The organism is Onishia taeanensis (assembly GCF_900100755.1).
GTDB lineage: Bacteria > Pseudomonadota > Gammaproteobacteria > Pseudomonadales > Halomonadaceae > Onishia > Onishia taeanensis.
Map to the genome: position 1 here is coordinate 187,681 of NZ_FNCI01000004.1, position 18,957 is coordinate 206,637.

Annotated in this window: 15 protein-coding genes; 2 read left to right on the forward strand and 13 right to left on the reverse strand. The window is 54.1% G+C overall.

Annotated features, from left to right (window positions below; genetic code table 11):
- Window positions 1-321: 321 nt before the first annotated feature.
- The 13 genes from cheW to BLR71_RS07800 all read right to left on the reverse strand — a co-directional run bounded on the left by cheW (window position 322) and on the right by BLR71_RS07800 (window position 12,389).
- A complete protein-coding gene (cheW, locus tag BLR71_RS07740) occupies window positions 322-816 on the reverse strand; it encodes a chemotaxis protein CheW (protein ID WP_092524781.1) in 495 nt (164 codons plus the stop codon).
- On the reverse strand, window positions 816-2,972 hold the full coding sequence (gene cheA / locus BLR71_RS07745) for a chemotaxis protein CheA (RefSeq protein WP_092524782.1): 2,157 nt from the start codon (window positions 2,970-2,972) through the stop codon (window positions 816-818). Before cheA ends, cheW begins: the two co-directional genes overlap by 1 nt.
- A gap of 39 nt (window positions 2,973-3,011) precedes the next feature.
- The gene (gene motB / locus BLR71_RS07750; protein ID WP_092524784.1) at window positions 3,012-3,941 is read right to left on the reverse strand and encodes a flagellar motor protein MotB; all 930 of its coding nucleotides are present in this window, start codon (window positions 3,939-3,941) and stop codon (window positions 3,012-3,014) included.
- Window positions 3,938-4,816 carry a flagellar motor stator protein MotA gene (gene motA, locus BLR71_RS07755; RefSeq protein WP_092524786.1) on the reverse strand — a complete coding sequence of 293 codons (879 nt, stop codon included), beginning with the start codon at window positions 4,814-4,816 and terminating at the stop codon, window positions 3,938-3,940. Before motA ends, motB begins: the two co-directional genes overlap by 4 nt.
- A 165-nt stretch (window positions 4,817-4,981) precedes the next feature.
- Complete coding sequence (gene flhC / locus BLR71_RS07760) at window positions 4,982-5,578, reverse strand: flagellar transcriptional regulator FlhC (protein ID WP_092524788.1); 597 nt, start codon at window positions 5,576-5,578, stop codon at window positions 4,982-4,984.
- Complete coding sequence (flhD, locus tag BLR71_RS07765; RefSeq protein ID WP_092524790.1) at window positions 5,575-5,913, reverse strand: flagellar transcriptional regulator FlhD; 339 nt, start codon at window positions 5,911-5,913, stop codon at window positions 5,575-5,577. Before flhD ends, flhC begins: the two co-directional genes overlap by 4 nt.
- A gap of 389 nt (window positions 5,914-6,302) precedes the next feature.
- Entirely contained in the window at window positions 6,303-6,575 is a 273-nt protein-coding gene (locus BLR71_RS07770; RefSeq protein WP_092524792.1) for an EscU/YscU/HrcU family type III secretion system export apparatus switch protein, read from the reverse strand.
- Window positions 6,572-7,045, reverse strand: a complete 474-nt coding sequence (fliK, locus tag BLR71_RS17615) for a flagellar hook-length control protein FliK (protein WP_175491632.1) — start codon at window positions 7,043-7,045, stop codon at window positions 6,572-6,574. The genes BLR71_RS07770 and fliK overlap by 4 nt, the downstream gene beginning before the upstream one ends.
- Window positions 7,046-7,899: 854 nt before the next feature.
- On the reverse strand, window positions 7,900-8,307 hold the full coding sequence (locus BLR71_RS07780; RefSeq protein ID WP_092524796.1) for a flagellar protein FliT: 408 nt from the start codon (window positions 8,305-8,307) through the stop codon (window positions 7,900-7,902).
- Window position 8,308: 1 nt separating this feature from the next.
- A complete protein-coding gene (fliS, locus tag BLR71_RS07785; RefSeq protein ID WP_422730765.1) occupies window positions 8,309-8,719 on the reverse strand; it encodes a flagellar export chaperone FliS in 411 nt (136 codons plus the stop codon).
- A 66-nt stretch (window positions 8,720-8,785) separates the two neighbouring features.
- Window positions 8,786-10,177 carry a flagellar filament capping protein FliD gene (fliD, locus tag BLR71_RS07790; RefSeq protein ID WP_092524800.1) on the reverse strand — a complete coding sequence of 464 codons (1,392 nt, stop codon included), beginning with the start codon at window positions 10,175-10,177 and terminating at the stop codon, window positions 8,786-8,788.
- 169 nt (window positions 10,178-10,346) lie between these two features.
- Entirely contained in the window at window positions 10,347-12,050 is a 1,704-nt protein-coding gene (locus BLR71_RS07795) for an HD domain-containing phosphohydrolase (protein ID WP_092524802.1), read from the reverse strand.
- A gap of 105 nt (window positions 12,051-12,155) precedes the next feature.
- Window positions 12,156-12,389, reverse strand: coding sequence for a DUF2835 family protein (locus BLR71_RS07800; protein WP_092524803.1), 234 nt, complete (start codon window positions 12,387-12,389; stop codon window positions 12,156-12,158).
- 621 nt (window positions 12,390-13,010) lie between these two features.
- Here BLR71_RS07800 and BLR71_RS07805 point away from each other — a divergent pair.
- Together BLR71_RS07805 and BLR71_RS07810 are read left to right on the forward strand one after the other, a co-directional pair.
- Window positions 13,011-14,195: a FliC/FljB family flagellin gene (locus BLR71_RS07805; RefSeq protein ID WP_092524805.1), complete on the forward strand. Its 1,185-nt coding sequence runs from the start codon at window positions 13,011-13,013 to the stop codon at window positions 14,193-14,195.
- A gap of 142 nt (window positions 14,196-14,337) precedes the next feature.
- Window positions 14,338-18,804 (forward strand): O-linked N-acetylglucosamine transferase family protein, encoded by a 4,467-nt coding sequence (locus BLR71_RS07810; RefSeq protein ID WP_092524807.1) that lies wholly within the window; start codon window positions 14,338-14,340, stop codon window positions 18,802-18,804.
- The last annotated feature ends 153 nt before the right edge of the window (window positions 18,805-18,957 follow it).

Consider the following 18,957-nt stretch of genomic DNA (forward strand, 5'->3'; position numbering starts at 1 on the left):
GCGTCTTGCATCCACTGACGCCGTACTTAATTGAGCGTCGCAACCGCCCTCTCAGGCCAGAAGCAACAGCCCTCGCCGTTCCGTCAGGGCGAAATGATGGGGCGACTGTCATAGTTATTGTGTTGCTAATAGCAATTGTTGCTTCCAGCTTTTCTCATGGACGAACTCGTCACATGTGAGCGCCTTCTCAAATCTAAAGGGATTATCGGCCGGAGGGGGGCAGGTCTTTAGGGAGGAAGTGCAAGGCAAGAAGAAAATCGCACCAAAACGACATCGCCCGGCGATGGCCGGGCGATGAGAATGGCGAGATCAAGAGCAATATCAGGCGTCGATGGTATCGACCAGCGCCATTTCTTCGCTGGTCAGTAGCTTGTCGATATCGACCAATACCAACATGCGATCTTCGAGGCTGCCGAGACCACTCAAGTAATCGGACGACAGGGTAACCCCGAATTCCGGAGCAGGTTTGATCTGCTCGGGCGTCAACGTCATCACGTCGGAGACACCGTCCACCACGATACCCACGATGCGCTCGCCCACATTGACAACGATCACCACCGTCTGTCCGCCGTACTCGACATTTTCCAGGTGGAACTTGATACGCAGATCGACGATCGGGACGATCACGCCACGCAGGTTGGTCACCCCTTTGATGAAGTCCGGCGCATTGGCAATGCGCGTGACATTCTCGTAGCCGCGAATCTCCTGCACCTTGAGAATATCGATGGCATATTCTTCATCACCCAGCGAAAACACCAGGAACTCACGGCTATGCGCCTCTGTAGCAGCGGCACTGGCGGCATTTAGGTCTGTCATTATACTTCTACCTCCTTGGCAAGCGGGGTCTGGCGACTGGCGCTCTGCGCCTCTCTCTTGGTACGACTCAGGCGGTGTAGGTCCGTGACATCCAGGATCAGAGCCACGCTGCCATCGCCGAGAATGGTGGCAGCGGACACGCCGGACACCTTGCGATAGTTGGTTTCCAAGTTCTTGACCACCACTTGCTGCTGGCCGATCAAGTCGTCAACCAATAGGGCATAACGGCGACCTTCACCCTGCACGATCACAGCGATGCAATTGGTAGGCTCGGTCTCGGCGTCGGCGACATCCAGGGCCTGATGAACGGCGACGACCGGCAGGTACTCATCCCGTACCTTCATCACCACATCATCACCGGCCATGGCATAGATGTCTTCTTTGCGCGGCTGTAGTGATTCCAACACCGTGCTGAGCGGGAGAATGAACATCTCGTTGCCGACCTTGATCGACATGCCATCTAGAATCGCCAAGGTAAGCGGCAGCACGATACGAGTGGTGGTGCCCTGCCCCTGACGAGATTGAATCTCGACATGACCGCCCATGGCCTGGATGTTGCGCTTGACGACATCCATGCCGACACCGCGTCCAGAGACATCACTTACCTGATCAGCGGTAGAGAAACCCGGCGCAAAGATCAGCTGCCAAACGTCGTCATCACTCATGTTCTCAGCGGTCGGGACGCCGTTGGATGCCGCCTTCGCCAGCAACTTCTCGCGGTTCAAGCCGCCGCCATCGTCCTTCACCTCAATCAGGATATTACCGCCCTGATGTTGTGCAGAGAGGGTCAGCCGTCCGGTACGAGACTTGCCCGCCGCTTCGCGCTTATCCGGAGACTCGATGCCGTGATCGAGGCTATTGCGCACCAGGTGCGTAAGCGGGTCGATGATGCGCTCGGTAAGGCTCTTGTCGAGCTCAGTGGATTCCCCCTCAGTGACCAACTCCACGTTCTTGTCGAGCTTGGCGGCGAGATCACGCACTAGGCGCGGGAAACGGCTGAAGACATAGTCCATCGGCACCATGCGGACCGACATGACGGCCTCTTGCAGGTCGCGAGCATTGCGCTGCAAAAGGCTCATGCCATTGACCAATGCACCGCCCTGAGTCGCATCCATCTCACTGACGGTCTGATCTAGCATTGACTGGGTAATGATCAACTCACCGACCAGGTTGATGATCTGATCGACCTTGTTGACCGGCACGCGGATTGAGGACTCAGCCCCGGCGGCGGCCTTGGGCTTGGCCTTGGCTTTATCTTGCCCCTTGGCGGCCGGCTTGCCGGGTTCGGCTTTGGCGGGCTGCTCTGGTGTCTTGCTCGGTGACGCCGCTTTCGCCTCACTGTGCTGGCCGCTTTGCGCAGACTCGCCAGAATCAGACTTGGCCGCAGCGTCTGAAACATCCGCCGCCGGGGCGCCGGCCGCTGGACCGCCAGCCGCAACTATCTCCAGTTGCTCAGGCTCGACGATGAAGCACATCACCATTTCGATATCATCGATGCTCGTCGAGGTTTCCAGCACCACCTCGTAGCGACTGCTGTCTCCGCGGCGCTCGATGATTTCACCGAAATTGGCCAGCTCTTCTACCAGTAAATCGCGATCCTTATCGGCGATACCAAGCAGTGCAATAGTCAGCCGCCCCTCGGCACCACCGTCACCATCGCTTACGCCAGACGACGCTTCTTTGGACTTCTCCTCAGGCTGAGAAGCCTGTTCAGGCTCAGCCTTGGCTGCTGGCGCAGCGCCCGGCGCATCATCACCGACCTTCTTGCCCATCTCATCAAGAGCGAGCTGTTTCAAGGTCTGACAGATGCGCTCGAAGGCTTCGGGATCAGGTTCCTCGCCCTGCCGATAGGCATCAAGTTGATCGTGCAGCATATCCTTGGCTTCCAAAAAGGTGTCGACGATATCTCTGCGTAGCACTAGCTCGCCATGACGCGTGTGATCGAGCAGGTTCTCGAGCAGGTGAGTGGTGTGCTGCAAGACATCGAAACCGAAAGTGCCCGCGCCGCCCTTGATTGAATGCGCCGCTCGAAAGATTGCATTTAGCTGCTCGGCATCAGGCTCATCGACATCCAGCTCAAGCAGATGCCTCTCCATATCACCGAGCAACTCTTCGGCTTCTTCGAAGAATGTTTCGTAAAATTCACTGATATCCATGTTCGTCCCCGAACTGATCATATAACCGGCCGACAGGGGTCATTGAGCACCCAGTGTCTCGCGCAGGCCCTCTAGGAATTCTTGAGTCGGCAATTCATTGCCCTGCCTGTTGATGGCGGGCGGCAATCCGATATCCCCCCCCTGAGCCCCATTTCGGATGTGATCGGCCACTTGCTGGTACAACACCACTAGCGAAATTCGACGGTTAATGGCATCACCAGGCTCGCTATCCGGCATCGGCACCTGATCTCCCATACCCGCCACTCTAAGCAGCCGGTCGGGCTCAAGCCCTCCAGCGACCAACTCCCTGCGCGACGCATTGGCCCGGTCGCTGGAGAGTTCCCAATTGCTGTATCCCTTCAGTCCACCCAGGTACGGCACACTGTCGGTATGTCCGCTGATACTGATCGGGTTTGGCACCTCATTGAGAAGTGGCGCCAATGTTCTAAGCAAGCGGCGCATATAGGGAGCCACCTGATCACTACCGAGTTCGAACATGGGTCGCTTATCCGTATCGACCAACTGTATGCGCAAACCTTCGCGTGTCGTATCAAAGCGCAGCTGGTTGCGCAATTCACGCAACACTGGGTCGGCTTGGATCGCGCTCTCTATGCGACGACGCAAATCCTGGAAGCGCCGCCGCATCTCGGTTGGCCGGTTTTCTATGCGCCGATCAATGCGCTGCCTTTCACCTTCGGTTGTGGTCGGGTCAGGGCCACCACCGGGGATCACATTGCTCGTATTAGCCTGTTTCTCACCGCCAGCAATGGCCGTTAGTAATGGCGTACTAAAATACTCGGCCACGCCCTCTCGCTGCTCCTGAGTCGCCGAGGAGAGAATCCACAGGACCAGAAAAAGCGCCATTAGAGCGGTCATGAAATCGGCCAGGGCGATTTTCCAGCTGCCACCATGGTGGCCATGTACGACCTTCTTGCGGCGGATGATAATAGGGGGGCCCTGCGAACTCATGCGCCTCCCGTTCCAGCAGAGGCCTTGGCTGATCGCACATGCTCTTCAAGCTCGGCAAAACCAGGGCGCTCATCGCTATGCAGCGCTTTACGACCGAACTCAACCGCTAGCTGCGGCGCAAAGCCATTGAGGCTAGCCAACAGCGTCACGCGAATGCACTGCAGCATCTTGACGCCTTCCTGAACTTGTCGGTCAATGCGGCTCGCAAGGGGGTTGAAAAAACCATACCCGAGCAAGATACCGAGAAAGGTCCCGACCAAGGCATGAGCAATCATCACGCCCATCTGCTCGGCGCCGGCATCCGCGGAACTCAGTGCTTTCACCACCCCCATGACCGCCGCAACGATACCGAATGCGGGAAGACCATCACCGACCTTTGCCAAGGCATCAGCGGGTATATGCGCCTCGTGTTCGAAGGCCTCGATCTCATGGAGCATCAGTTCATCCAGCTGATGCGGATCCATGCCACCACTCACCATCAGACGCAAATAGTCAGTGATGAAATTCATGATCATCGGGTCATTCATGACCTTTGGGTGCTCCGTGAACAGCGGGCTATCCTCAGGCGAGTCGATATCTCGCTCGATGCCCAGCATCCCTTCACGACGGACCTTGCTCAGCAGTTTGTACAACACTGCCATCACTTCCATGTAGGTCTGTTTGTCATACTTGGCAGTGCGCTTGAGCTTGGAAAAGCTCTTGATCGTCGCCTTCATTGCCTTGCCGTTGTTGGCAGCGATGAAGGCGCCAAAGGCACCACCGAAAATCATCAGAAATTCGGTCGGCTGATAAAGAGGGCCGAGCTCGCCCCCCGCGAGGGCAAAACCACCGAAAACCGACAGCGTTACGATAATGAACCCGAGAGGTATAAACACAAGCTACGTCCTTCACTGCGGCGATTAGCGTCTTACATACCTATCGGCAGTGTGTCGAAGGCCTTGAGGCCCAGAAGGGAAAAAACGTCAGTTAGCGCCTCCCAACAAAAAAAGCCCTGGCAATCAAGCCAGGGCCTCAGCAGGGAAGCTACTTCTCGGTTTTGCTCACGACATAGATGATGCGGATACGCGACGCGCCGGCGCGGCTACGCTTGCAGTGCGAGTATCGTCGTTTCCTTTGGCCATGCGCTTGCGAGTCTTACCAGCCCTGGAGGGAGGCTGACAGATTCCGCACACGAATTCCTGAGTGGGCGTATGGGCATGAGCGACGAACTGAGCGCTGCACGACGTGCAGGTTGCCAGTTCCAGGAGCTCACTCTCAAAGAAGCGCACCAGCGTCCAGGCTCGCGTAAGCCCCAGAACCGGCTCAGCATCATCCAGACTGACTTGTTCAAGGTACAGCCTAAAAGCTTTAACAAAGGCTTCCATGCGATCGCATTCACAGTCTTCCAATAGACGGTGATAGTAATTATAGAAGAGAGAGGAATGAATATTAGGTAGCCAAGTAATAAACCAATCGGTGGAAAATGGCAGCATCCCCTTGGGTGGAGACATGCCACGCACCTCTTTATAGAGCCTGATTAGCCGGCCACGGCTGAGGTCAGTCTCGGTTTCCAACACCTGCAGGCGAGCACCGAGCTCAATCAGCTCAACGGCCATCTGAATCTGCTGCATCTCCATCACCAGACTCTTTTCGCTCATGCCGAACCTCCAGCCGATTGGCTTAGCGAAGTAGAGGGAGTCTGTGTCAGGATCATCGACGCATGGGTGTGAATAAGACCCTGCTCGCGCCTCTGCTTGAGTAAGGCCTGCAACTGAGTCTCGTCACTTAGACTGAGTTGGCAAAGCAACTGATTGGTGCGGGAGAGCTGCCCCAGCTGTCTGGCCGAGAGCGAGGCAAGAATATCTGCCATCTCTCCATCGACCTTGAGCCGGAACATGGCCATCGCCCGGTCTTCGGCCAACAGGCGCTGAGCCAACAGCAAATAGGATAGGTTCAAGTCTTGGATTTCATCCAAGAGTTGCTCATTTATCATTCTCGACCCCTGCGAAGGCGTACAATTATTAAACGATCATGACATTTACTGACTAGACGCATCAGTTTTTTTTATGGTCTGCCTGATCTTTCTTTCCGCCATTGTTAGTTTTTTAGGACTACATTTTCAACCGTACGCAAGCGAACCTTCGTGAAGAGAGTTACAAATTGACAACCGAAGAAAAACAAGGAAGAAAGGCCGTAGCATGCGGATCAAGCTACATACAAACAGGGCAGAAGAGTTAACCGCCAGCATTAAAAATTTCTTTAAAACACATTTTTTTTCCTTTCGTTACAAAATAGATATTAGCTTGCTTACCAATAAGAGCCCTAGACGCAAAATGCATGAGGATCGGAATCATTAGCAACGCCATGTCACCCACCGATAAGTCAATCGGACTCGGGCACCAAATCACGCACCCATACCAGTAATTCAGCAATCACCTGATAGAGCTCAGGCGGAATCTTTTCATCCAGGTCGAGCTGCATAAGCATGTTGACCAATGCAGGCGCATCATGGACAAAAATATCGTTTTCCTTCGCGGCCTCGATGATTCGTGACGCCATGTCACCATAGCCCTTGGCCACGACATGCGGCGCCCCATCACCTTGATACGCAAGGGCCACGGCTTGGCGTCGCTCGTGCTGTGAATTATCACTCATACCGAGCCTCTCTCGTCCTGCCGCTCGATCATCTGCAAACCAACAGCCTCATAGCCACAGGCCTGCAAACGGGTGCGCAAATCAGCCTCACCGCTATGCAGCCTGGCCAGAACCGCCTGGTTTTCAGCCACCAGGGAAATATCCAGCTGCTTAGGGGCAAAGCGCAACTTCACATCCAGCTTGCCCAATCCATTCACCTGCAGCGACATTTGTGTCTGCCAGGCACCCTGATCCGCGTCTTCGTCACGTTCGTCGGATGCCGACTGCTCTCCGTCCCGCCGTCCTCCTTGGGGCATCTGTACGACGAGCGCCATGAATACGCCTGACCAGACGTCGCCTTCCCAGCGCAACACCGGCGACGGCGTGGCAAGCATTTCCAATTGATGGCGTACCACGTTCTGCTGTGCGTCATCCAGCTCCAGGGTACTCGCCGGGGCATGATGTGAACGGTCCGCTGAAGCGTGTGGCATAGGCATTTCTGCACGCTCAGCTCCACCCACTTGTTGGTATGCCTGAAGCGCCGGACTTCCAGAAGAGTGAGGGCTTACACCTGAGCTCTGTGGCATCGAAGAGCTATTGGGCACAAGAGAGGCACCGGCTGAGGAACCTGCTGCCTGGTTGACTGGCCCGCTCGTTGCGGAAAATGCCGACTGCCCCCCGGCCCCCTGAGCCGTGACGTCTGGGCCGCCAACGGGCACGGAGCCAAAAAACATGCTCGTCCAGGCGGAGCCTGACATGGTCGCAGGCACCGGTAATGGCACCGACATCGGCGAGGGTGCCGTGGTAACCGGTGTCAGCTGTTGGAAGAGGTTGGCGCTATTAGCTCGATGCATTTGAGGCTCAAGCGCCAGCTGCTGCCTAGGCAGCTCACCACGGTACCATTTCGACAAATGCGATTCGTAAAAAAGCCCGCTTGTCTCAATGCTCTGCTGTAAACGAGAGGCTACTTGAGTCGCTGGGGCAGTACTCGCCTCGGCTGGCAGCAAGGGGCCTTGCACGCGCAGCGTAGAAGCGGGCGCCGGAAAACGTTCGAGCACGCTGGCGATGGTTTGCGCCGAAGGACTGAGGTGCGTTTGCGTTGAGGGCTGAGCCCCTGGCCGGGATAGATCTGAGGGCGATACCCCCTGACCAAGCGAGCGGCCAACTAACGGGGATGACACCGTGCCCTGTCGAGGATCTAGCCGAGAGTCGCTACGCAGTGCTTGAACCGCATCGCCTGGACTCGAAGGCTGCACGGGAGCATTGAGCTCCCGAGGCACGGGCACATCAACCCGCTTCCCTAATACTTGATGGAGCAGGGTATCGATCAAAGGTGTTATGCCACTCAAGCATCACCTTTCTTGAATCGCCCAGGGCCACCAAGAACCTGGGGCCCTGCAGCTCCTCGATATGCGCTGTCGACCGAACGCTTTCGCTGGCTGGCATGCAGCAGTTCACCTAACTCGTCGCGCCGCTTGCTTAGTCGACGCCGAATCTCCAGATCTCCTTCCAGAATACGCTCAAGCAGTAATGCCTTACGCTGGGCAAAGCTCGCATCCAGCGTGTGCTCTGCCTCGATTCTGGAGAGTCGCTCGACATCGATGACGTATTCAGCCTCCTCTTCAAGCAGGCGGCTCCAGTCTTCTTCGCAGGCAAAGGCAAGCATCCGGGTTGAGCGTTCTAACAGCGCTTCGTAACCCGAAATGATGTCTTCATTAGTACCCTTGCCTTGTTCGAACCGCGGCTCAGTCATGTCATACCTCGCCAGGCCGTTCGCCGATCTCTCGCCAAGCAGAACCGATATTTTCTAAAAGCCTCGATGCCTCATCCAAACGCTCGGGATCATTGCGTAGATTAGCCTCCAGCAGCAGACGGGCAATATAGTCGTATAGCGACCATAACCGATCTGCGACCTCCCCGCCCTTCTCCGCATCGAGAGCAGCCTGCAGGCCGTTATTGACGATATCGAGAGCCTTGGATATGGCTTTGCCTTTTTCTGAGATGTTGCCATCCAACATATGAATACGCGCAGTACGTATGGAGGTTTGCGCACCGTCGAAAAGCATGGTGATAAGCTGATGCGGTGAGGCCGACATCACACTGCTTTCAACGCCAACTCGGGCATAGGCCTTAGCTCCCTTGCCGTAGGCAGCGGCCCCTTTCATGGCATTCACAATCGTTTCCTCATGTTCGTCATCAGTTTGACTGACCTTGGCGAGACAACTCAGTGATCAGTTACGCCCAAGCTGGGCATTCATATTGCTGAACTGTTGGGTGAGGTAACTGCTGGTCGAGTTCATGTTCGCAATCATGCTATCCAATTGAGAAAACTGCTCTCGATAGCGCGCAATCGTGTTGGCGATACTTTCCTCGGTGCGAGAATATCGCTCACCAAGCCTGTCAACACTGTCTTCAAGGCCCTGCGTCGAATTCGCAATCAGGCCATTGTCACTCAGCATCCGTTCCAGCACGGCATCTACTTGCCCAGCAAAGCCACCCGCCTCATCGTCTCCCGTGAAGAACGTGCTCAGTGCCCCAAGGTCGTCAGCCACCACATCACGCAACGCCTCTTCATCAAGCTCAAGCTTCCCATCAACCTTCAGGCTGACCCCAATGTCCGAAAGCATCTGGATAGTACCGCTCTCGGCCGCGTTCCCACCGAGTGCATTACGAAGTCGAGACTCTACGCTGCGCAGCGTGCCATCGCCCAGCAATTCACCCGCCTGACCAGTTTCTGCATTGAAACTGGTGAGATCGGCCATTTTCGACTGCAGTTGGTTATAGCTACTGACGAAACTGCTGACTGCCGACTCAACGGAGGCATTGTCACGCTTGACGGTCAGGGTCGCAGTATCCACTTCGGCAACCGATAGGGTCACGCCTTGCACCGCACCCTCGACAGTATTGGACTGGCTGGTGATATCGATACCATTGACGCTCAATTCTGCGTTCGCGGCGGAAACCGTCTCTGTCAGGGCCGAGGTATTCCCCATTAGCCCTTCCAGCTCACTGGTGGTCCCGCCATCACCATCATCAAAACTCACTGCGATTTCTGACTCGGTGCCGGTCTCTTCTGATGTCAGCACCAGCCGATAGGGCTGACCTGCGCCGCCAGCACCGCCATCATTAACGATGGATGCCTGCACACCGACACCCGCTGCATTGATACTGTCGCGAACATCTTCCAAGGAGCTGCCAGCTGCGATCTCAATGTCCGTGCCTGCACCACTGCCGATTCCCAAGGTGAGGGTGCCTGCTGATCCCAAGGAGCGTGAGCTGTCATCTACGCCATCAGCCGCCAGGCTCTGGGCCCTAGCAAGCTGAGTCACCTCTATATCGTACCTGCCGGGTGCCGCATCAGTTCCACCAGCTGCCGTGACGGCGCTGCCGGTAACTTCGCTGGTCACCCCCTTGAAAAGATCTGCATCATTGAGCTTGGCGGCGGCGTCCTGAAACTTCGACAGCGCACTCTCAAGTTGCCCATAGGCAGAAATCTGCGACTGATAACTCTTCTGTTGCTGCGTGATAGGCTTCAGTTGCTCTCGCTCTGCGCTTTTGAGCTGATCCAGCAGCCCATTCAGATCGAGCCCCGAGCCGATGCCCAAGGATGAAATAGTCGCCATGTCGGAGTCTCCTGTTGAGAGCCATTCTGCCAAGTAGAGCGCCACCGCGAGGGGCCGAATAGCTTCTTAAATTGCCGTTATTTCACCTATCGGCGCTAAGCATGAGAACTTGAGGGGCAAACCGGTCAGTCTGACATCGCGCACTCTGCCCTCCACTTTGCCCCTCTCATCAATCGCTTACCGGTACGACCAATTTTTCAGTCGGCCTGCCAAGTTGTGCCAGCGCCCTGCCTTCCAGCATGGCACCTAGCGTCTTCGGTTCAGGAGCAGCGATATGCTCAGTCAGCAGGACGCGAGAAGGCTGCCCCTGCGCATCCACCCGCAATACCCAGGCCAACTCACCACCGGCGTAGCGCACCAGGGTACCGATAGGAACGACACCAAAATGACGGACATAGCGCTGAACCCAGCGCTGGTCGAATAGCTGCGGCTGCTCCAGCAGGTATTTGTAGATGGCATCGATAGCCCAGGCAGCACGATCAGGGCGCTCACGCCCCATCGCATCGACGACGTCCACCACCGCCATTAGTCGGGTAAGCTCATGCAGCTGTTCACTTTTCACCCCACGCGGGTAACCCGAGCCATCCAGGCGCTCGTTGGCACCGCCAACCACCGCCTGGATGACCGCACGAGACAACCAGTTACATTCCGCAAGACTACGCATGACACTTTCGACATGAACCTGAAGCGCGCGGTACTGAGCCTGATCCAGTGAGGCTGCCTTGCGCAGGTCATCGGGCAGTAGCGCCTTGCCCAAATCATGCACCATTGCACAGGCCAACAAAGCCTTGCGCAGATCCCGGGGCATGGAGTGCTGCCCGGCAATATCCGCCAGCCGAACGGCCACGGCTAACCCATGTTGAACCAGCAGCGATTCATGTTGCATGCAGACAAGGGCAAAAAGCACCGCCTCACGGTCCTCGTCAAGCAATGCCAACAGCCGATCGGCATGACGCGACAATTGGGTGGAATCCAAATTGCGCCCCTGCTTTAGCGCAAAGAGCTGATTATCCAGGTAGGCGGCAAGACGTGACAGCCTTCGCGCCATTGGCGTGGCATATTCATTCTGATGAGATGCCGCGCGAACGGGCTTCCGCTCACTTGACTGGAACAAGGGGGATGGCTCCTTTGCGGCCCCCGCCTCACTGGCACTTTCCCTGGAGCGCCGAGCGGCTTCACGCTCGATCTCACGCACGAAGAACCACAGCTGCCTTTCTTGCTCGGGGCTGCACCCGATGAACTCGAAACCTGCCAACATGACCTGCCGATCATGGTCAGATTGATCGTGACGCAGGGCTCCACTGACCTCCAACTGACTGCCATTGGGAAAGATCAGTTTGAGCGGGATGACGGATGATGCAGCCGCCAGCACCGCGCCAGACCCCAGTGGCAGAGCGACCAACGCGCCTTCAAGCGAGAGGTTCTTGAGCACACCTTGCAAAGGCTCACGGTCTTGTGCCTTGCCCAGCAGCACAGTGGCTTCCATGCTCATGTTCAACTCAGCGCGGAAATTGTCACGACGCTGCAACACCTCCAGCTGCTCAGGATAAGGCACCTCACATAGCAGCCGGCCTTCAAGCTCATAAGCCTGCGCTATATTCAGCACCGGCGTTCGCACCAGTTTGGATCGCGCCTGGCCCAGGAGGCGAAAACCGAGCCCACGCTTCAAGCCCACCGCCACCTCGCGAATGGCACTGATATCCAATATCAGTGCTTCATCCACACGAACATCCATCAATAAGACAGGAAGCGGCTGCCCCCCTGGCTTATCAAGCATCAGCGAAGCGCCACCTGGCTCACTCAAGACGTCGAGCAAGTCTTGTATATCGCGCCCACTACTGACCGGCTCGTACTCACTAGTTGTTTCTGCCATCCCACCCTCATCTCTTCAATTGCGCGTCCCGTGCCTAACTGCTTGCTCGCACGCAGAAACATCCATGTTGGCCATATCGGCTGGATGCAACCAACCTTTATTGCCTCACCGCCCCAAGATCGGCACCTTCTCTAGCGACTCGAACCGCCCTTCATCAGAAAAACTCAGCCGGTAATACCCTTCCACACCTTGCTTGCCGACCACTTTATTCAGCACACGGGCAGGGAAGGCCACGCGGCGCCCATCCAGCGACTGGGCATATACCTGCTGCACCTGCCCCTCGTAGTAATCCAAACATTGCTTACGGCTTAGGCTCAGCCAGATATCCACACTCGGCACTGCGTATTCCTCAATCCAATATCATGGTTTTGACATAAAAAGCCCGTAAACCCGATCCGGCACCGCACACAGGTCAAAATGGTGGATGCGATGGTGGCGCGCAAGGCAAGCCCGCAACACCGCCTTAGCAAGGACGCGGGACTTTGGGACCAAGGATGGCCGCGCGCCTCATGCTAGAATGACTCAAGGTTACTGACGGCAAGCAGCCCACCGGAATACGCGCAAGGCAACAAAGAGCGCTCTCGCCTGTAACAAAGCTAGCGAAGCTTGCTCTGACATCAGCAGCAAGCTTGTGCCGCCACCCTGGCTAGCACCAAACCGCCACTGCTGGAAACACGTCTTTGAATTACCAGGACAGGAAATCGAGATGAATGCGGCTGGAGCAGATCACATCATGCGTAGAGCCCCGCACCAACGCTAATGAACGCAGCAAAGCAGGCTGACCACAGCCCCCATGACAGCACATGATCGCCCACTCATAAAAAAAATCTGCTCAAGGTCTAAAGCTTTTTGCACATGTCCCGATAACTAGGGTAACGGCCAACGGCGCCGTTACGGCAGGCCCGAGGTAAGGAACCACGGCCAGCCAATGGAGCCCTCTACAGTTAAAAGGAACATCACATGTCCGTGATCAATACCAACATCACCGCGATGATCGGCCAGCAAAACCTGAGCCAGTCACAGAGTGCGCTGAGCACCTCCATGGAGCGCCTGTCTTCTGGTCTGCGCATCAACAGCGCCAAAGACGACGCCGCTGGTCAGGCCATCGCCAACCGCATGTCCAGCCAGATCACTGGCCTGTCCCAGGCTCAGCGTAACGCCAATGACGGTATCTCTGTCGCTCAAACGACAGAAGGCGCCCTGAACCAGGTTAACGATAACCTGCAGCGTATCCGCGAACTGAGCGTTCAGGCCGCTAACGGCACCAACAGCCAGGATGACCTCAACTCCATTCAGGACGAGATCAACCAGCGCCTGAACGAAGTTGACCGCATCTCCCAGGAAACTAGCTTCAACGGTGTCAAGGTACTGGCCTCCGAGCAGAGCCTGTCCATTCAGGTCGGCGCCGAAGACAACCAGACCATCGACATCCAGCTGGATGAAATCAATGCCAGCACACTTGGCCTTGATAGCTTCAACATTTCTGGTCCGCAGGGCACACCTGCAGCAGCAACTGGCGCTAACTTCCGTGACTCTTACGGTGATACCACCCAGATCGCTGACTCTTCAGTCAACGACTTCGGTGCCGACCTGGCGACTAACCTCGGTATCGCTTCCGGTAGCATCACCGTGGCTACTGCCGACGCCGTAGTGGACGACGAAGGCAACTACTACGCTGAGGTGACCGTCAACACTACCTCTGCGGCCGAAATCGCCACCCTGGGTGCGAATGGCCTTAACGTGGAAAGCGGCGTCACTGCTACTTACTATGTGGCACTGGATCCGCAGGATGCAGCTACCACTAACACCACAGCAGCGTTTACAGTTGCGGCTGGCGACGCGACTGCCGACGCGCTGAGAACCAAGGGCACCACCGACCCGATGGCTACCCTTGACAGCGCCCTGCAACAAGTCGATAGCCTGCGCTCTGACTTGGGTGCCCTGCAGAACCGCTTCGATTCTGCCATTACCAACTTGAGCACCACAGAGACCAACCTCTCTGCCGCACGCTCTCGCATCGAGGATGCTGACTACGCAACAGAAGTTGCGGATATGACCAAGAACCAGATCCTGCAGCAAGCCGGCACCTCTGTTCTGGCCCAGGCTAACCAGCTGCCCCAGAGCGCTCTGTCCCTGCTGGGCTAATCACCCGCTCCAGAGCCCCTCAAGCCTAGTAAATTTTAGGCTGCAAAAGAACGGGATAGCCATTGGCTATCCCGTTTTTCTTCGTTTCGAACGCGGCAAAGTTGTTTACTATGAAAAGAATGCTATTCATAGGAACCGCAAAATGTCGAAGCGTAATCGTCAAAAAGACAGCACTACACGCAGGCCGTCAGGGAAAAAAAATGCACACGATAAAAAACACGCAGCACTATTAAAGAAAGCGCAAAAGCTGACGGATGCCGGCGATCATCGAAGGGCTTGCGAATTATTAGAAGATGTAATCGAGAACGAGCCACGCCACCCTGAGGCGCACGCCCTACTGGGTCGTGCCATGCACCGCCTAGGCAAGCTAGAATCGGCTTACGACCACTTGCAGCTAGCAGTGGACAATGACCCTACCTATGCATACGCACACAACTACCTTGCGTACCTGTATAGATATAGTGATAGAAAGCAACTATCGTTAGAGCACGCTAAAAAGGCATGTAAATCTTCAGATAAAAACGCCGACTACCATGTCACGCTAGGTAATGCCTATGGTGCACTCCATTATTACAAAGAAGCACAGAGCGCCTACGAAAAAGCACTATTAATAGATAACAAAAGTTTTTCCGCTGCCAATAACCTTGCAAACATCCTGAAGAGCTCTGGCGATCTTGAGAAATCATTAAAATATTACGACTTAGCGCAAAGCATCAAACCTGACGCATACTTTGTTTTTTCTAACAGGATCACAACGCTTCATTACATCCCCAACTACCCATATGACGCCATCGCCAACGAGTGCAAGCGATGGAATACACTTTTTGCCCCCGCCACGACACCCGAGCGCCCCAAAACAGACACTAGCGAGCCTACGCGAACATTGCGTATTGGCCTTTTCTCAGATGGGTTTCGTCGCCACCCTGTAGGTTACATGTCGCTGAATGTCATGAAACACCTATCAAAATCGTCTTTCGAGCTCATTTACTACAGCTCGAACAACGACGAAGATGGTATCACGAAGGGGTTTAAAAGTACTGCCACAAAATGGCAGCCCATACAGCATCTGAATGACCAAGACTTCTACCGTCAAATAGTAGACGATAAGATCGATATCTTAATCGACATGACCGGCCACAATGCTGGCAACCGCATGTTGACTGTATCGATGGAACCCGCCCCCGTAATCGTTAAATGGATTGGCGGCTTAATCAACACCACCGGCGTTCGCGCTATAGATTATTTGATCAGTGATGCTATTGAAACACCTGAGGGTGTGGACCAGAATTATACTGAAAATCTGATTCGACTTCCCGACGACTATATTTGTTATACGCCACCACAGCACGCACCAGACATTGGTGTCTTGCCGGCCACGCAGAGCGGCGTAATAACTTTTGGCTGCTTCAACAACCCGGAAAAAATCAACGAAGACCTAGTGAGAGAGTGGGCAAAATTACTACACCAAATCCCCAACTCACGCATCTACTTAAAAGGAATGCAGTTCGAAAGCCCAGCCAAATGTCAGCAGATAGAAACTGCCTTTTCAAATAATGACATTCCTGTGGATAGGCTGACAATTGAAGGGCCATCAGGCCACAGAGAACTATTAGATTGCTATAATAAAGTAGACATCGCCTTAGATCCTTGGCCTTACTCAGGTGGTCTTACGACCTGTGAAGCCCTATACATGGGCGTTCCTGTTATCACCTTGCCTGGCCCCACCTTCGCCGGCCGCCACAGTGCCACCCACTTGGTCAATGCGGGACTGCCAGAACTAGTAACAAATAGCTGGGAGGAATACCGGCAACGCGCAGAGGAGTTGTCATCGGACCTTGATAGCCTTTCCACTATCCGCGAGAACCTGCGGGATATCTTGCGTCAGTCACCTGTGTGCGATAACCCAAGCTTCACCCGACACTTCAAGACAATGCTACGCGCCATATGGCAGCGTCATTGCGACGAAAAGCCCCCTGCACCTCTTACATTCAATAAAGCTGGAGAAGCTCAGTTTAAAGATGAGAAAACTCCTGTAAGAATTCAGAGCGCTGACGTCTCAGAAGCAGAAAATGATGCCACCTTCCAATGGCAGTTCGACGGTAAACTCATCGCTGTGGATAACGGCGGACAACTTCTTCACAACGATGTAATTCGTCAACTGCTACAGCGCAACGCTCTGGAACTCATAGCCTTTGACCCCAGCAGCATAGCCTTGGAAAGCTCACTCAAACAACATAATGGGGTTCACTACTACCCCAATACCTCCCTTGGGAATGGCCAGCAAGGGGTGCTGCATGCCTGCTTAGATCCAAAGCTCAGCTCCACGCTGCCACCACTTGGCAATGATGATCAGCAGGAAGCCACCTACAAAGACAGCCAAGTACTGACTCGACTGCCACTCAATACCATTGCGATTGACAGTATCGAGGGTCTTCCATCAATTGACTGGCTGGTTCTGGATGAACTTAACGATGCAACTGACATCCTTGACAACGGTACTAAAGCATTAAAAAACACTCTATTACTCCACGTAAGAGTCGCTTTTCAACCCACTCACGAACGTCAGCCTAACCTAGGGGAGGTACAGCACTGGGCCAGCAGACACGGATTCCGTTTCTACCGGCTACACGAACCACGGCACCGCAGTCAAATCCCCAGCCGAAAGGATTTGAAAGAGCGGCAGGCCACCAACCTAGTCAGTGCTGATGCACTGTTCATACCAAGTCAAAATCGCCTGCGAGACCTTACGGATAGCCAGCGCCTAAAGCTGGCATTCCTACTTCATAACGCCTATGGCATAAAGGATCTAGCGTATAGCCTTATCAATCAGGCCGATCAAGCCGCCTCGGAGAAGTATCTAGCAGCTCAGGACATGATTTCTGGCGCAGAGTTTTTATCTGGCAATAAGCAAGCGGTCACAAGCTACGATGAGGATAAGCGTAAAGTAGAAGCGCAACTTAAGAATCAGAGCCAGCCACCCCAGTTAACGGACGACAATAAAAAAGAAAGCAGCCGAATTACAAAAGAGGTACATCGCGCCCCCTTGGGCGAGCCCCCACAGCAACCGCACTATGACTGGTGCATAGACAAGCAAATACAAGTCGTCGACATTGGTGCCAACCCAATTGATGGTACACCACCATATACAGGGCTTCTCGAGCAAGGAGCGGTTAGCCTTGTCGGCTTTGAACCACAACGAGAAGCTCTCAAAAAACTTGAAATGCGCAAGGGTCCCCACGAAACATATCTTCCTTACGTGGTCGGAGATGGAGCGGAAGCCAGCCTGTACCTGTGTAAAGCACCTGGCATGACATCGACTCTCAAACCCAACAAAGCAGTACTAGATCACTTCCACGGCTACCCTGTATGGGGCACAGTGGAGAAAATCGAGCGGGTTGATACAAAGCGTCTCGACGACTTAGAAGAGGTAGGGGATATTGACTGGCTAAAAATCGATATCCAAGGCGGCGAGCTTACCGTATTTAAAAATGCGAAAAACAAGCTATCTAACACTCTCGTCATACAAACCGAGGTCAACTTCATACGGCTTTATGAAAATCAGCCGCTTTTTGCTGAGGTCGACCAATGGATGCGAGAGCAAGGTTTCATGCTCCACGCTCTACTTGAGCAGCGCAAGAGGCTATTTGCCCCCTTGGTCATCAATCGCCAGGTTCACAATGGCATCAACCAACTGACAACAGCGGATGCTGTATACATTCGAGACATCAACCAACTCGAAAGTATTAGCGATGATGAAAAAAAGAAAATGGCTCTTATTCTCCATGCAGCATACGGAAGCTATGACCTGGCCTATCGCATCTTGCAGGACTGCAAAAACATAGACATGGAGTCTTATGTAAAAAACATAAAATCAGACATCAACATCAACATTGGAAAAGAAAAGAAAATAGAGAAAAACGTATTCGTGGTGGGATGTGGACACACTGGCACCACCCTAATGGCTAGCATCTTGGGTGCCCATTCCGCAATTCACACCGTAATGAGAGAAACCAACTGGTTTCTTTCGAATGGCGAAAGCTTTCCTTCCGAGTACAATAATGAAGCACTACATGCCGAAGCACAGGGAAAAACAATACTATGCGAAAAAACCCCTCGGCACCTATATAAAATAGAGGAGATGAGAAAAAAACTCCCTCAATCAAAATTCATCATCATGGTTCGAGATGTTAAAGATGTCGTATTTTCACTCAAGAACCGCTCAGGCGATTTTTCCTCTTCCTTGAGAAGGTGGATAGATGACAATAGAAAGGCCATGACACACCTTAACGATGAAGACACTCTCCTAGTCTATTACGAGGATATAGTGGCTTCTCCTCAGGAGACTTTGAAGAAAGTTTGCAGCTTCATTGGAGTCCCATTTGAAACTACTATGCTAGATTTCAGCGAGTCCAATAAGACCTGGTTCGGCGTTACGCCAAAAGAGACGGATGGCAAAGGCGAGAGGAACCACCTCCAGCGCCGAGCTTGGCAAATGACACAGCCATTACAAGATCGAAGAGGCATCTGGAGAGGAGAACTCTCAGATGAAGAAGTCTCGATCATCAATCATGAGACAGATGACATCATGAGGTGCTTGGGGTACTCATAAACTTCTGACATAAAAATTCTCGGATGATCTATGAACCCAAGATAGATCATCCGAATTATTTATCATTTTCCTGAAAATGAAGCACCCTCCCATAGCTGCAGAGGCTATAGCCGGGTAACAGTTAACTCCTGATACTGAAAAAGCACAAACATG

Excerpts from the sequence above, each read along its gene's own strand:
- fliK (WP_175491632.1), bottom strand. The coding sequence starts at position 7,045 with ATGCCACACGCTTCAGCGGACCGTTCACATCATGCCCCGGCGAGTACC.
- BLR71_RS07810 (WP_092524807.1), top strand. The coding sequence starts at position 14,338 with ATGTCGAAGCGTAATCGTCAAAAAGACAGCACTACACGCAGGCCGTCA.
- BLR71_RS07795 (WP_092524802.1), bottom strand. The coding sequence starts at position 12,050 with ATGGCAGAAACAACTAGTGAGTACGAGCCGGTCAGTAGTGGGCGCGAT.
- flhC (WP_092524788.1), bottom strand. The coding sequence starts at position 5,578 with ATGAGCGAAAAGAGTCTGGTGATGGAGATGCAGCAGATTCAGATGGCC.
- fliD (WP_092524800.1), bottom strand. The coding sequence starts at position 10,177 with ATGGCGACTATTTCATCCTTGGGCATCGGCTCGGGGCTCGATCTGAAT.
- cheW (WP_092524781.1), bottom strand. The coding sequence starts at position 816 with ATGACAGACCTAAATGCCGCCAGTGCCGCTGCTACAGAGGCGCATAGC.
- cheA (WP_092524782.1), bottom strand. The coding sequence starts at position 2,972 with ATGGATATCAGTGAATTTTACGAAACATTCTTCGAAGAAGCCGAAGAG.
- flhD (WP_092524790.1), bottom strand. The coding sequence starts at position 5,913 with ATGATAAATGAGCAACTCTTGGATGAAATCCAAGACTTGAACCTATCC.
- BLR71_RS07770 (WP_092524792.1), bottom strand. The coding sequence starts at position 6,575 with ATGAGTGATAATTCACAGCACGAGCGACGCCAAGCCGTGGCCCTTGCG.
- BLR71_RS07805 (WP_092524805.1), top strand. The coding sequence starts at position 13,011 with ATGTCCGTGATCAATACCAACATCACCGCGATGATCGGCCAGCAAAAC.
- motB (WP_092524784.1), bottom strand. The coding sequence starts at position 3,941 with ATGAGTTCGCAGGGCCCCCCTATTATCATCCGCCGCAAGAAGGTCGTA.
- fliS (WP_422730765.1), bottom strand. The coding sequence starts at position 8,719 with ATGAAAGGGGCCGCTGCCTACGGCAAGGGAGCTAAGGCCTATGCCCGA.
- BLR71_RS07780 (WP_092524796.1), bottom strand. The coding sequence starts at position 8,307 with ATGACTGAGCCGCGGTTCGAACAAGGCAAGGGTACTAATGAAGACATC.